This window comes from Neisseria wadsworthii 9715 (assembly GCF_000227765.1).
Classification (GTDB): Bacteria; Pseudomonadota; Gammaproteobacteria; order Burkholderiales; family Neisseriaceae; genus Neisseria; species Neisseria wadsworthii.
Map to the genome: position 1 here is coordinate 1,640,609 of NZ_JH165159.1, position 13,932 is coordinate 1,654,540.

Annotated in this window: 16 protein-coding genes; 6 read left to right on the top strand and 10 right to left on the bottom strand. The window is 45.0% G+C overall.

The window, feature by feature from the left end:
- Nucleotide 1 precedes the first annotated feature (1 nt).
- Nucleotides 2-865 carry a DNA adenine methylase gene (locus tag HMPREF9370_RS07565; protein ID WP_009116833.1) on the top strand — a complete coding sequence of 288 codons (864 nt, stop codon included), beginning with the start codon at nt 2-4 and terminating at the stop codon, nt 863-865.
- Nucleotides 866-902: 37 nt separating this feature from the next.
- On the opposite strand, the gene HMPREF9370_RS07570 is transcribed toward HMPREF9370_RS07565, so the two are convergent.
- Genes HMPREF9370_RS07570 through HMPREF9370_RS07585 form a run of 4 tightly spaced genes read right to left on the bottom strand, consistent with a single transcriptional unit; the run spans nt 903 to nt 5,396 of the window.
- Nucleotides 903-1,943 (bottom strand): TniQ family protein, encoded by a 1,041-nt coding sequence (locus HMPREF9370_RS07570; protein WP_009116834.1) that lies wholly within the window; start codon nt 1,941-1,943, stop codon nt 903-905.
- Nucleotides 1,944-1,945: 2 nt separating this feature from the next.
- A complete protein-coding gene (locus HMPREF9370_RS07575; RefSeq protein ID WP_009116835.1) occupies nt 1,946-2,839 on the bottom strand; it encodes a TniB family NTP-binding protein in 894 nt (297 codons plus the stop codon).
- Complete coding sequence (locus HMPREF9370_RS07580) at nt 2,836-4,749, bottom strand: TnsB C-terminal domain-containing protein (protein WP_009116836.1); 1,914 nt, start codon at nt 4,747-4,749, stop codon at nt 2,836-2,838. The genes HMPREF9370_RS07575 and HMPREF9370_RS07580 overlap by 4 nt, the downstream gene beginning before the upstream one ends.
- Nucleotides 4,734-5,396: a heteromeric transposase endonuclease subunit TnsA gene (locus tag HMPREF9370_RS07585; RefSeq protein WP_009116837.1), complete on the bottom strand. Its 663-nt coding sequence runs from the start codon at nt 5,394-5,396 to the stop codon at nt 4,734-4,736. Before HMPREF9370_RS07585 ends, HMPREF9370_RS07580 begins: the two co-directional genes overlap by 16 nt.
- Before the next feature lie 317 nt (nt 5,397-5,713).
- Between HMPREF9370_RS07585 and rpsF the strand changes: the two genes are divergently transcribed.
- The 4 genes from rpsF to rplI are packed head-to-tail and all read left to right on the top strand — an operon-like array spanning nt 5,714 to nt 7,105.
- On the top strand, nt 5,714-6,100 hold the full coding sequence (gene rpsF / locus HMPREF9370_RS07590) for a 30S ribosomal protein S6 (protein ID WP_009116839.1): 387 nt from the start codon (nt 5,714-5,716) through the stop codon (nt 6,098-6,100).
- A gap of 1 nt (nt 6,101) precedes the next feature.
- Nucleotides 6,102-6,398, top strand: a complete 297-nt coding sequence (priB, locus tag HMPREF9370_RS07595) for a primosomal replication protein N (protein ID WP_009116840.1) — start codon at nt 6,102-6,104, stop codon at nt 6,396-6,398.
- 6 nt (nt 6,399-6,404) lie between these two features.
- Nucleotides 6,405-6,635 (top strand): 30S ribosomal protein S18, encoded by a 231-nt coding sequence (rpsR, locus tag HMPREF9370_RS07600; protein ID WP_009116841.1) that lies wholly within the window; start codon nt 6,405-6,407, stop codon nt 6,633-6,635.
- 17 nt (nt 6,636-6,652) lie between these two features.
- The gene (gene rplI / locus HMPREF9370_RS07605) at nt 6,653-7,105 is read left to right on the top strand and encodes a 50S ribosomal protein L9 (RefSeq protein WP_009116842.1); all 453 of its coding nucleotides are present in this window, start codon (nt 6,653-6,655) and stop codon (nt 7,103-7,105) included.
- A 461-nt stretch (nt 7,106-7,566) separates the two neighbouring features.
- On the opposite strand, the gene HMPREF9370_RS07610 is transcribed toward rplI, so the two are convergent.
- The 3 genes from HMPREF9370_RS07610 to HMPREF9370_RS07620 form a co-directional block, all read right to left on the bottom strand.
- Nucleotides 7,567-8,565 (bottom strand): HlyD family secretion protein, encoded by a 999-nt coding sequence (locus HMPREF9370_RS07610; RefSeq protein WP_009116844.1) that lies wholly within the window; start codon nt 8,563-8,565, stop codon nt 7,567-7,569.
- A 61-nt stretch (nt 8,566-8,626) separates the two neighbouring features.
- Nucleotides 8,627-10,138, bottom strand: coding sequence for a TolC family protein (locus HMPREF9370_RS07615; protein WP_009116845.1), 1,512 nt, complete (start codon nt 10,136-10,138; stop codon nt 8,627-8,629).
- A gap of 88 nt (nt 10,139-10,226) precedes the next feature.
- Entirely contained in the window at nt 10,227-10,658 is a 432-nt protein-coding gene (locus HMPREF9370_RS07620; protein WP_009116846.1) for an META domain-containing protein, read from the bottom strand.
- 340 nt (nt 10,659-10,998) lie between these two features.
- Between HMPREF9370_RS07620 and pyrG the strand changes: the two genes are divergently transcribed.
- Complete coding sequence (pyrG, locus tag HMPREF9370_RS07625) at nt 10,999-12,624, top strand: CTP synthase (protein ID WP_009116848.1); 1,626 nt, start codon at nt 10,999-11,001, stop codon at nt 12,622-12,624.
- 69 nt (nt 12,625-12,693) lie between these two features.
- On the opposite strand, the gene HMPREF9370_RS07630 is transcribed toward pyrG, so the two are convergent.
- From HMPREF9370_RS07630 to HMPREF9370_RS07640, 3 genes are read right to left on the bottom strand one after another with little or no spacing between them, the layout of a single operon-like run.
- Nucleotides 12,694-13,329 carry a TonB-dependent receptor domain-containing protein gene (locus HMPREF9370_RS07630; RefSeq protein WP_009116849.1) on the bottom strand — a complete coding sequence of 212 codons (636 nt, stop codon included), beginning with the start codon at nt 13,327-13,329 and terminating at the stop codon, nt 12,694-12,696.
- Nucleotides 13,301-13,603, bottom strand: coding sequence for a TonB-dependent receptor (locus tag HMPREF9370_RS12045; protein ID WP_009116850.1), 303 nt, complete (start codon nt 13,601-13,603; stop codon nt 13,301-13,303). The genes HMPREF9370_RS07630 and HMPREF9370_RS12045 overlap by 29 nt, the downstream gene beginning before the upstream one ends.
- Nucleotides 13,564-13,926, bottom strand: coding sequence for a hypothetical protein (locus tag HMPREF9370_RS07640; protein WP_009116851.1), 363 nt, complete (start codon nt 13,924-13,926; stop codon nt 13,564-13,566). The genes HMPREF9370_RS12045 and HMPREF9370_RS07640 overlap by 40 nt, the downstream gene beginning before the upstream one ends.
- Between the last annotated feature and the right edge of the window lie 6 nt (nt 13,927-13,932).

Below are 13,932 nucleotides of genomic sequence, written 5' to 3' on the forward strand. Positions count from 1 at the left end.
AATGGCTGGACATTCCAATCCTCTTACCCCTCTACGTTACCCTGGAGGGAAAGGGGCTTTTGCACCTTTCGTAAGGGCTGTAATGGATGTCAACAATCTAACGGGAGGGCACTATCTTGAGCCTTTTGCTGGTGGATGTGGCGTGGCTTTAGATCTACTTTTCAATCAATATTGCTCTGACATCCATATTAATGATTTGGATTTAGCTATTTATAACTTTTGGAACTCTATTACGAACGATTCAGAAAATTTTCTAGCACTTTTGTATGATGTGCCACTATCTGTTGAAGAATGGGAAAAACAAAAAATTATATTGCAGCATCCGGAAGAATATTCTTCGTTGGCTCATGGGTTTGCTGCTTTCTATCTAAATAGAACCAACCGGTCGGGTATTTTAAAAGCTGGAGTAATTGGAGGGAAAAGTCAAAATGGAACTTATAAACTAGATGCCCGATTCAATAAAGAACGATTGTCCAAATTGATTATTCGCATTGCGAAATATGCAAATCATATCCACATATACAATGAAGATGCTTTATCATTGCTGCAAAAAGTAAATACCTTACTACCAGAGAAATCACTTATTTATCTAGATCCGCCATATTATGTAAAGGGACAAGGACTGTATAGGAATTTTTATAATCATAATGACCATGTCAATATTTGTAATGCCTTAGGTTCTGTGAATCGAAAATGGATAGTCTCGTATGACAATTGCTCTGAAATAAAAAAAATCTATCAGAAATACAGGCAGGATGAGTATTTTTTGACCTATTGTGCATACAATAAGGTAAAAGGATCTGAGATCATGATTTATGGAAAGGACATAAATATCCCAGAAAAGAGACTATTAATCAATAAATAAATGGGGAATTATAAGAAAATATTTTTTATAGTAACTGTTATTTTAAATGTTGTTTACGATAAAGATTTTTCCTGCTGTTTCTGTTTAAAGTGGCAACTAGTTTTCTGAATTCTTCTGGACAATCATCAAAATCTTTCAGCATATGGTTATAGCGCAAAACACCATCTTTCCATGCCTGAAAGAGATTGTCCGGATAATTATCCATCAGCCACCAACATAAATCCAAAGTATGGTGGCGTTCGATCAGTTCTCTGCTTTCCCATGCTGTACGCTTGCTTTTATCAATTTTTTGTGGTTGTGAACCGGTTTTTAGGCATAAATAGGAATATAATTTCGGTGCCAGTCGTTGTGAAGTTAATAGCGTGACAAAGTGGTGCAATATTTTCAAACTGTCTCTATAACTGTTTTGTGAACTTTCTACCGGGTAGTGTTCCAACCAAACTAACAGTCTTCGCCATTGTTCAAGTGTATTACCACTCCAAGCTGTAACGGGTTGTGTTTCTGTACAAGCCAAGTCGGTTTTACACTGCCAGCAGAATTTGAGGGGCCGAAACGCTGTTTCTTGCATATTTCCTATCTCTTGCCGATGGAATGCAACACCCGCACCGCAATGTGAACATCGGTCGTGAAGTATCACTTTGTGCTTTGGGCAAAAGGTATAGCAGGCAACACGCCATGACACCCTAAAATAAGGTTCATAGTCTTCTGCCAAGCACAATGGACAGAACAATAAACCGTATCCTACGCGTTTCCGATGGTATATCTGCAAACTGTTTACCCACGTCAGATGTCCTGATGGACGTACTTTGTCAAACAAAATGCCCTGAAAACGCCGTAGTGAAGTTCTATCGATTTTCTCCGCACTTATTCCGCTTTTTTCACTTAGCTTTGTAACTATCCACTCTGGAATATATCTGTCAATGTCCCGATTCCATATCTCATAATTGTTCCCAAAGACTAAGTTGCAAAATGTCTGAACTTTTAGTCCGTTCGCATGTGCCGTTCGAACCAGCCATGAAGACAGTAATTCATTATGATACGGATGGGGATGTGCTGGCCAAAGATGTAAGTCAGACATATCTAAGCCAGTTTGTCTATTTGCCGCTTCCGCTCAGTAGGTGTTACCCAGCCGATTGAATCAAGCACTTCATGATTTATTTGTTCCGTTTCATTTTGTACAGCAGTTGCGGCAGCTTCTGTCAGTACCCGAGATAGCTCTCCAATATATCCTTCGCTCATATTGTACAATCTGACGGCAAGTTCTCTCGTTTGCAGTTCAGACGGTCTTTTCAGGGGGATCATTCTTTCAAAGCTAACCAATAACCGAAGAAAATTTCTATCTAAGTTCCATCTAGGCAGAACAGCCGGTTCGAATCGGTTGGATAACTGCGGATCAGTTTGCAACGCACGGAAAGCATCCTTAGTGCCTATACCGACAATCGGTATTTGTAAATCGTTTCCTAGATATTTGATGACATTCAGAAAAGCCCTTTGCCGGTTCATGCTACCAGCCAAGATATGATGGATTTCGTCAATAATCAGCATTCTAGTTTGCATACGTTTGAGTAAGTGTATGACTTGAGTCTGCTTCTTATCTATTCTGTCATGCGATTTATATGGTGCAAAGATTGCATCTAAAATGGTATTGTAAAATCTTCCTTCATCCGGAACAGGTGGAGCCTGAACCAGCAGTACAGGAACCAATACACTGTCACCATCTAAATTTTGGTCAGCAGGATGTTTTCTTAAAAAACGGTGAGCCAGCATGGTTTTACCGTTATTGGTATCTCCGACAATCAGAAGATTCGGCATACGGTGGATTTTGGGATAAACCAAAAGATCTTCCAGTTTGTCCAAAATGTGTCCAGCTTGGGGATAGCCTATCCAATGCGGCGAACGGATATGCCAGATGCGTTCCTCTGTATCAGCATCCAAATATGTGGCGGTTTTTGTGTGCAAATGAGGATATTTCATGACAAATCATCCAAGTCGTCAAACGGCTGTACATTTTCAAAAGACATTTCAGTCTCCAGCGAATCCGTTTGCGGAAAAGCAGTGGCTGTATTATTGATACCGTTATTCTCTTTGGGAACCGGTTTGGTTATAGCAATACTTTCATTTTTTTTACGTCGTTGCATCGCTCTGCGTACCGCTTTGGTTTTACCTTGAGCTTGTTCTTCCATCTCGCGCATCTTGCCATAAGCTGAAAAAATCATTCTTTCGTCAATGTTGGATTTGTGTTCCTGTTTGAGTTGGCGGTTGATTTCCCTTAACTCCCAAATACTCATAACTGGATGGGAACTGTCCCGGTAAGGGATAGCAAAATAGCTATTCAATTCAGGGTCAAAAAACCAGATTACGCTGAGATCACGAGGGTCAAATCGAAACACAAACTGACGAGCCCTTTTCGGGTTTCCCGGTTCTGTTGAACCAATCCAAGTGCGAAGTACATCATGCCAATAATGAATTTTATGGATGGATACGCCATATTGTTGGACGGTTCTCATTTCAAAAGGCATGAAATCCAATCGGAATTTGGTTTCATCTAGGACTTTAGGCGGCATACCCGTTCCCGGGAGAGAGTCAGTACCGAATATACCTTCTTTATATTTGGCCATCGGCGACATACCCAATGCTGAATGCATCCTCTGGTGATACACACCGGTAATGAAAGTTGTCAGCCATTTTTCAAATTCTGACAGTGTAAATACTGCACTGTCTTCGGAATCATAATTACGACGTTCGACAACATTGGAAAAAGTCGTACCGGGCAAAGTATGTATTTCCTGTAAAACCGTACCCAGTAGTCGCTCTATATGACCACCGAAATGTGGCCGCCCCACCGGACGCCATTCAATGTCGATACCGTATTGTTTACAAGCTTTTTCCAATACTTTGCCGTGAAACTCCCTTGCATTGTCCAAATGGATTTTTCGTGGTAATCCCCAACACGGCCACAAGCCTTCCACTTCATGCTGGGCAAGCCATTTTTCTTTTGTCAGTACAGAATGAGCTAGACACAATCCTGCCGATAATGCACTAGGTGGATCAAAGGAAATGTAGAATCCGGGAATCATCCGGCTGAACACATCAACTGCCATTGTGATCCACGGGCGACCAATTGGTTTACGGTAAACATCATCCACCAGAATAATATCTAGTTTCGTATGGTCTATCTGAATGACCGCCAACGGAAAATCCGCATTGGGAAAACTGCCCTTAGACGGTTTAAACTGCTCCTCAGCAGCTTTTTTCCCCTGTCTTTTCGCTATCTTAAACTGAGGATCCAGCTTGCTGATGCGGGCACGGATAGTATTGTTATGAGGATATGCCAATCCTACATCCAAGCATTGCCGCTTGATCTCGTTAATTATTTGTTGGACTGGCTTTTTTTGTTTGGTCAGATATTCTTTTTCAATAACGGATTGGACGATCTCTTCGACATTGCTGTCAATACGATAGCAACCTTTGTCTTTTCGGTGTTGTTTGAATAAACCCGTTAGCAAACCTGTTTCGTGGTATTGCCGAAGCCAGCGGTAAATGGTATTGGTATGAACACCAAACTGTGCAGCTCTTTCTTCAACAGCTTTCTTCGTCCGTTTTTTATCGTCCAGTAAAGGCTTGATAATCTCAAAACGTTTTGTTGCCGTGGCCCATTCTTGTGCATCGATGGTACTTAAATCTTGGGCGGAAGGAGGTTCATTCGTTATGGAGGACAACTCCGCCACTTTAACTTGATAAGTTTTACGGCTTTCTACCTCAGTCAGCAAAACCGTGTCCAAATCCACAATGTTTGTAATTACACAGCAGATCCCGTTAAATTCGACCATTGCCCCCGGTCGAATATCTAACACAGCCTTTCCGGTATTCATCGCTTTCTCCATAATGTAGAATTCATCGTCAGCGGTAGGTTCAAATCTGCACCGATTTCTCCTACGGCCACTAGATACCATAACACTGGTAAAATCTTTGCCTGATTCCACTCATCTTGAAAAACAGCTGCAACTAGCTCTCTCGGAGTAGCTGTTTTAAGCTCTTTTAATTTTTGGTCAAGTAGTATCATATATGGCTCGTAATATTCATGCACAACGGCATTCCGCATATAGGGCAGCAGAAATCGCACGTTTTGAAGATAGACTGTATGAATTTCAACTTCAGTGACCAGTTTGAACATCCAGCCCTTTTGTCGGCAAAATGCTCTTGCTGCTTTAAATTTTGGCTGCAATACTGACCAGTTTTTCCTCAAATCGCTTCGGTATTTGACTTCATAGAGAATTATCGTAACAGGTTGCCGACTAGGTTTGTAGTGCACCAAAACATCAGGTGTGTACATATGCTTTTTGCCGGAATCATCAAACCATTCGATAGAAACCGGTTGTACCTCGAAGCGGATTACATCGGGATAAAACTCCAATAAACTAAGGAAATCCCGTTCCAAAGAAGATTCATAAGCTGCGCAGCCTACAGACTTAGAATAGGCGGCCATTCCAGTGATATTACGGTAATTTTTAGGAATTTTTCTGACAGGCATGATAATTCAGTCTCAAATATCGTTGTAATTTTGACTTAAGGATAAATTTTTAACCCGTTTAGCACTAAATAATAATGTAGAAAATAAAGTTTTAGGTCGTTTGGGCACCATTTAATGATGGAATTTACAAAAATGAAGCGTAAAAATGGCCTGGATAAATAAACAATGCCTGTCTGAAAAATTAATCAGACAGACATTATTTATTAAACTACGCTATCACTTGTGTGAAAAATATAAAGTATGTATAATCCCTAGGTTTTTAACCTTGCCTTTTGCTTTCGCATGGTAAAAGGCTGTTTAAACCGTAAGGAGATAACATGCGTCATTATGAGATCGTGTTTATCGTTCACCCTGATCAAAGCGAGCAAGTTCCCGCTATGGTTGAACGCTACAAAGCACTTGTTACCGAAAACAGCGGTACTATCCACCGCTTGGAGGATTGGGGTCGCCGTCAACTGGCTTACCCGATTAACAAAATCCACAAAGCACATTATGTTTTGATGAACATCGAAACCACGCCTGAAGTGGTAGATGAATTGGAAACTGCTTTCCGTTTCAATGATGCAGTATTGCGTCATCTGACCATCAAAACTAAAGCTGCAGTTACAGAAGCTTCTCCAATGATGAAAGACGAAAAATCAAAAAGTCTGCTGAGCGCGGAAGCTGCCCCTGCACCTGTTAAAGAAGAAGCTGCCGAAGCCTGATTTGGATAATCTATTCCAAATTACTGCCGAACTAACTCAAACCGAAGTACTTCGTTATACACCTGCAGGTATTCCTGTATTGGATGTCATGCTAAAACATGAGTCCTGGCAAGTAGAAAACGGACAAAAATGTTTGGTTAAGTTTGAATTACCCGCAAAGATTGTGGGTGAGCAGGCTAAGCAGTGGCAGTATCGTGAAAATACAATGGTTAAAGCGAGCGGCTTTTTAGCGCAGCGCAACCAACAGATATTTAAGCCGATACTGCGGATTCAAAATATTCAAGAATATAAAGGTTAAACGACAATGGCTCGTCAATCATTTAAACGTAGAAAATTCTGCCGTTTTACGGCTGAAAAAATCCAAGAAGTGGATTACAAACAAGTTGATTTGCTGAAAGATTTCATTTCTGAAAACGGTAAAATCATTCCCGCACGCATCACCGGCACTAAAGCCCGTTACCAACGCCAATTGACTACCGCAATTAAACGTGCACGTTTCTTGGCATTGTTGCCTTACACCGATCAACACAAATAATTTGGGAGAATCAGATTATGCAAATTATCCTGTTAGAAAAAATCGGTGGTTTGGGCAATTTGGGCGATGTGGTAACCGTTAAAAACGGTTATGCCCGTAACTTTTTGATTCCCCAAGCCAAAGCGAAGCGCGCTACTGCTGAAAACTTGAAAGAGTTTGAAGAACGTCGCGCTGAGTTGGAAGCCAAACAAGCTGCGATCTTGGCCGATGCAAAAGAGCGTCAGTCTAAATTGGATGGCCAAACCGTTACTGTTGCTCAAAAAGCCGGTGTTGATGGCCGTTTATTTGGTTCTGTTACTAATGCTGATATTGCGGAAGCTATTAAAGCTGCCGGTATTGAAGTAGTTAAATCGAATGTACGCTTGCCTGACGGCCCATTTAAAGCGATAGGCGAATACGAAGTAGAAGTTGCTTTGCATTCGGATGCTGTTGCTAAAATTACAGTGGCTGTTGTAGCTGCCGCTCAATAAGGGCTTGAATAATTAGTTTTATCAGCGAAACCCTTTAAAGTCGGATAAGACTTTAAAGGGTTTTTTATTAAAAAATAAGCAATATGCTCTAGCTATAGTTAATCAACTTAAAAATAGTACACTTATCATACGCGGGCTTGCTCCGAGCATCTTGGGTTTTAGTAAGGTTGGGTGATATAGTTAATCAACTTAACTTTTACTACGGTGTTATTGCGTCTCAGCAGAAATAAAGTTTATTTGCGATAGGAATAATAGAAATGCCTGTCTGAAAAAGTTGTTTTTTAGACAGGCATTATGTTGTGTCGGTTTTATGTAAGAATTCCATAATTTCATAACTATGGAAAAACCAAAGGATAGCAACTGGGCAGGTCGGGTTTTAGGTTCGTATTTTTAGCGTGCTTGGATTGAATGCCGACTAAATCTCGCCTACTCTGTTAATGCCGCATTTCCTATAGTAAAGCTTATTTCGGTTCTGCAGATACCAACACGCTCATCCCCGGGCGGATATTGTCTAACGGCTGTATGGGGCGGGCTTTGATTTCGAAAGTGCGCATATCAAAGCCGTCGTTGTTGCGGGTAGCGCGCCAGGTGGCGTAGTCGGCGAGGACTTTGCTGGCAAACACCTTAAAACGTACGGGTTTCTCACCCAGAGCGGGAATCGTGCCTTCGAATTCTTTATTCAAACCGAAAGCTTCTAAATAATCTTCACGCACGTTCAATACTACCCACTGGTCTTTTAAATCCACCAGTGTAACCAAAGGCACGCCTTGCGGTACAACGGCGCCTTCTTCCACCATTACGTCGGCCACTTGGCCTTTAATCGGGCTTTTCAGGTTGGCTTCGGCTTGTGCGACTTCGGCTTCTTCCACTTTGGCGGCAACTTGTTTGGCTTGGGCTTCGGCTGCTTCTTTGTCTTCAGTACGTGCGCCGGTTTTTGCCATGTCGTATTGTGCTTTAGCAGCAGCGGCCTGCTCACGGCTGGCGATGTAGTTGGTGTAGGCTTCGTCACGTTTCTGGCGCGACATCAGGCCTTCGTTGGCTAAGTTTTGTACGCGGCGGTAAGAGGTTTCGGCGAGTTCGGCGGCGGCTTGTGCACGTTTCCATGCGGCGTGTGCCATTTCGATTTCCTGCGGGCGTGCTCCGTGCTCGGCTTTGCGTGCCACTGCATCGGCAGCATCTTGTGCGGCTTTGGCTTGTTTGATTTTGGCGGTAATCTCGGGGCTGTCCATTTCAATCAGTTGTGTGCCGGCTTCGATGTTTTCGCCTTCTTTCACTAAAATTTTGCTGATACGGCCGGGTACTTTGGCGGCAATATCGGTTTCTTGTGCATCCATCTGACCTTGCAATACTACAGGGTCGGGCTTGGCAGCCAACCATACGCCATAGGCAATCACGCACACTAAAATCAACAATACGATAATCAGAGCGGTGGAGCGGGTTTTGTTTTCACTTTTTGTCATGGTTTATCTTTCTTTTTTCAGACAGGCATGGGTAGAGGCAATGCCTGTCTGAAAGCATGCTTTATTTCGTCACTCGGTTTTTCATCAATAATTTTACATCGGCTTTGCGTTCATAATCTGTCAGCCTTTCGGGCACGCCGCTGCTTTCGAGGAGTTTGGCCAAAGATTGTACATAATCATTGGCGGCTTTGGCGCGTTCGGTTTCGGCTTTGGCGAACTCGGTTTCGGCTTTCATTAAGTCGGCCACGGTATTCACGCCTTCGCGCAGCCCTGCTTGTTTCAGGCGGAGCACTTCTTTGGCAAGGTTGACGTTACTGCCGCGGCGGATGTAGTCGGTGCGTGCGTTTTCAACGCTGCGCCAGTTTTTCTCTACCAGCAGCATTATGTTTTCGCGGAGTTCTTCATCGCTTTGTTCGGCCTGAATGATTTGCTGGGCAGAGGCGTGATTCATTGCACGTCGGTCAATTTGGCTGTATAGCGTCCAGCTCATATTTACACCGGCGACCCAGCTGCCTTTTTCGCGGGTCTGATAGGCACCAAACAAATTGACGTTGGGCATATAGCGCGCTTGCCCTGCTTTATGCATGGCTTCGGCCTGATGCTTTTTGGCGTTGACTTTTTTAAAGCCCGGATGGTTTGCCAAAGCTAAATCTTGAAAGTATTCAACCGGTTCGATCGGTTTGGTAAGAATAAAAATCGGGGTGGTTTGTTTGACTGGAGTATTGCGCTTGAGCAGACGGCGCAGGGCGGTTTCGGCGAGTATGGCATCGTTATGTGCTTTTTCTGCCTCGCGTTTGGCGTTTTCAAACGTAGTTTGCGCTTCCAAGCGTTCAACTTTGGAGATCAAGCCTTCTTCCAAAGCGCGTTTGGCGGTGTAATCGTAGCGGGAAATGGTGCGTACAGATTGATCGTGCAAGCCGGCGGCCATGCGTGCGAGCTGGGTGCCGAAATAGCGCTCAACCAGTGTGCTGTTTAATTCGTTGGCGGTAAGCAAGGTATCCGCTCCGGCCTCTTCGACCTGGGCTTTCAACAGGTTTTTAACTGCTTTTGTGGTGCCGCCGTTGTACACCGGCCAAATGGCAATCAACGAGGCATTGCTGGTGCTGCCGCGCTGATCGTAAACGATTTCATCGGGTATGCCCGAAGAAATGCGGTTGGCTGTGTTGCTCAGTAAAGATGAAATAGAAGGGTCGATACCGCTTAAGGTTGCGCTGTTGCTGCCTCGGTCTAAGACATGTTGCTTGATATCGTCCACATCGACATCGCCGCGAACACGGTATTTGGAGGCGGATGCGTCCAGCACCAGGCTGGGGCCGCCCAATCCTTTTGCTGCATCGCTTTGCAGCTGTCGGGCGGACTCAAACGCTTGAGCAGCGGCAAGCTTGGGGGATTGCTGCATCAATTCTGATCGAGCTTCTTGAAAACTTAAGGCGTTTGAGCCGGTATGTTCTGCATTTTCCTGCTCTGTATGTGGGATAACGGGTAGCTCTTGCGCTAGTGGGGAAGCGGCTGCACTGAGGGGAAAGGTCACAAGAAAAGGCAGATAAATTATAGATAAAGCGGTTTTTCTCATGGTAGGTGGTTTGCTGCCGGAATGCAGCGAGGTTTGTTAGTGTTAAATAAAATGTATTCTACACAATCTTTTCAGACAGGCATCAATCCTAATCTTCTGTAATGAAGCGCATGGACTTGCCTTCAGGGCTATTTAAAATTAATTCGTGCCCTTGAACGATGTAGCTATTGATGCTGTTAAGTTTACTCAGAAAGGTTTGCTCCAGCTTCATGGTTTCCGCACAATACATGCGGGTGGCGACCACGCTGCTGAAGCTTATTTGGCCGGCATTCATTTTCTCGGCGCTGAACATTAATTGGTTACAGCCCATATAGGCATGTATTTTAGGTAGTTTTGTCCAATCCATTGTGGCTTTGGCGTTAATCAGTTGGTCGCGGCTGAAGCCTTCCATTTCGATAAGTTTCCAAATGCGTTTAACGTGTGTGCTGTCATGTGGGGGAACAGCGCTGCCGGATTGTTGTGGTGTGACGGTACAGGCCGCAAGCAATAGTAGAGCTGATGCGATGAAAGGCAGTTTCATTGTCCGATCCTATCTTATGCTGGAGAAACTAAGCAAGAGTGATTGTACACGGATTCTTTGTGGGGTTGGTTGATTCGAGGCGTTGAAAAATGCCTGTCTGAAAACCACTTTTTCAGACAGGCATGATCATTATTCAAACTTTTACCGTCATACTCAGGCTTGGCCCGCGTATTCCCTCAATTCCAAATCCATACACGAACAAGAAAAAATAGCTGCCTACACAGTTACTGTTTTTTAGTTATTTCACTTATAAACCACCTCCCCAAACCCACCGTAACCCGCGTTGCCGAAAGCTGTTTTTTTCAGTAAAATTACGGATTCCAACCGAGCGACAAACATCATGACTAAGTTTATCTTCGTAACCGGCGGCGTAGTATCTTCATTAGGCAAAGGTATCGCCGCCGCTTCCATTGCTACTATCCTCGAGTCGCGTGGCTTGAAAGTAACCATGCTCAAACTCGACCCTTATATCAACGTAGACCCCGGCACCATGAGCCCTTTCCAGCATGGCGAAGTATTCGTGACGGAAGACGGCGCAGAAACCGACTTGGATTTGGGCCACTACGAACGTTTCATTAACTCCACCATGTCACGCCGCAATAGTTTCAGCGCAGGCCAGGTTTACGAGCAAGTTATCGCCAAAGAGCGCCGAGGCGATTACTTGGGCGGCACCGTGCAAGTCATCCCGCACATTACCGACGAAATCAAACGCAAAATCCACGAAGGTGCGGCAGGCCATGATGTTGCCATCGTCGAAATCGGCGGCACCGTGGGCGATATCGAATCCTTACCCTTCTTGGAAGCCATCCGCCAGATGCGCAGCCAGTTGGGGCGCAACAACACTTTATATGTGCACCTGAGTTATGTGCCCTACATTGCCGCAGCGGGCGAAATCAAAACCAAACCGACCCAGCATTCCGTTAAGGAATTGCGCGAAATCGGTATCCAGCCCGATGTGCTGATCTGCCGTATGGACCGCCTGCTGCCGGAAGACGAAAAGCGCAAAATCGCCTTATTCTGCAATGTGGAAGAGCGGGCGGTTGCAGGCAGCTATGATGCAGACAGCATTTATGAAATTCCCGAAATGCTGCACGAGCAAGGCATCGACACCATTATCTGCGAGCAGCTTCAGCTTAATGTCCAACAAGCCGATTTAACCGAATGGAAGAAAATCGTTTACGCGATTAAAAATCCGAAACACACGGTGAAAATCGCCATGGTCGGCAAATATGTTGACTTAACTGAATCCTACAAATCACTCACAGAAGCTCTGAAACATGCCGGTATCCACACAGAAACCGACGTTCAGATTACTTATGTTGACAGCGAAACCATCGAAAAAGAAGGTGATGCCTGTCTGAAAGACATGGATGCTATCTTAGTGCCGGGCGGATTCGGCATCCGCGGTGTAGAAGGCAAAATCGCCGCTGTTAAATACGCGCGTAAAAATAATGTACCTTATTTAGGCATCTGTCTCGGCATGCAAATCGCGCTGATTGAATATGCACGCAACGTTGCCGGAATGGAGGGCGCTAACTCGACTGAGTTTGATTTAAAATCTCCTTATCCCGTGGTCGGCTTAATCGATGAATGGCAAACGGCAGACGGCAGCATCGAAAAGCGCGATGAACACACAGATTTAGGCGGCACCATGCGCTTGGGAGCGCAAGAAGTCGATTTGAAGCCCGACAGCCTTGCTGCGAAAATCTACGGCACCACCTCAATCAAAGAGCGCCACCGCCACCGCTACGAAGTGAACAACAATTTCGTACCCGAACTGGAAAAAGCGGGCTTGGTTATCGGCGGGGTATCCGCAGGCCGCGAGCGTTTGGTAGAAACGATTGAGCTGCCCCACCACCCATGGTTTTTTGCTTGCCAGTTCCATCCCGAGTTCACATCCAATCCGAGAAAAGGCCACCCTTTGTTCAGCTCTTTTGTGAAAGCAGCGCTGGCTAAAAAAGCCTGATACCGTGTAAAAAGAAAATGCCTGTCTGAAAAATCACTTTCTCAGACAGGCATTTGTTATCAGCATTCCTTAAAACTTTTTGCTCAAAGAAAAACGGAACGCCCTACCCGGTGCCGGCATATTCGACCGGGTAATCGGGTCGAAATAATAGCGGTTGGTCAGGTTGGTGCCCGAAAACTCCACACTTAGGTCGTTTTTAAAGTTGTATTTCACATAGGCATCCACAATGGCGGCAGCATGCCATGGAATTGAGCCGTTCAACCCGGTCACATTGGTATCAGAATTGCGATAGTATTTTTGGGCATACTCTTTCGCTTCCGCCGAACGCTTGTAGCCGGTATGGTAGGTCAGGCGGCCGCCCGCTTCCAGCTTGCAGTCGAAGAAACGGCCGCCCACCAGCAAATTGAAATTGTATTTCGGCAATTCCATATTATACATGTAGCCCAATGGGAAACCGCCGTCTATACATTTCGGCGATTGACCGAAATCAACATCCGTCCGCGCCGCCTGATTTTCATCACACACGCGGTTGCTCAGCAGATAATTAGCGCCCAATTCGGCAAAAAACTTGCCGTTATCACAGCGGGAAGAAAGCTCCAAGCCCGAAGTGGCCCATTTGTCGCGCTGTATAAAAGTGAGTTCGTCGCCTCGGTCTATCGGGTTTCGGATGGTGTTTTTATACCATGCCCAGCTTAATATCGGCATTTTCAGGATTGCCCGGCAAGATGTGCCGTAAATTGTGCACATAGTCGATTTTCAGATTGGTACCGCGCTCCGGCTTCATTTTGTAGGAACGTCGGCTTGCGCTAAAGCCGGAAATGTCCTCGAAGCTGCTCGGCATCCGTGTGGTTTGCGCCCATCTGCCGTAAAGCCTGCCGTTGTCGCCCAACCGGTAAGATAAGGAAAAAGTGGGCGACCAGGCATGTGCTTTTCTTTTAATCAGCTTCTCCTTCCAACCCGAGTTTTCCAAAGCTGCCATTTGCGCTCTGAGTGTTCCGGCTTTAGCTTCCAATTCTGGTCTGCGCTCCGGTTCGAAGTTTTTTCCAAACTATCTTCAATCAAGCTCAAATCCCTTCCCAGAGATTGGTATCTTGCAAGCACGCCGTCGCTTTCGCCGCCGATATCAATATTCTCTATCTGCTTACCGTTCTGTCCCGACAATTGCGGCACCCGCCAGCCGTTTTTCTCTGCTTGGCCGTTTAAGAAAGGGTTGTCTGAGCGCGATATTTTGCCGTATTCATCACGCGGAATCATATAAGTATTGCTCTGCCAAGCTAGCTGATCCGCTTCCTGCTCAGTCATACCGGT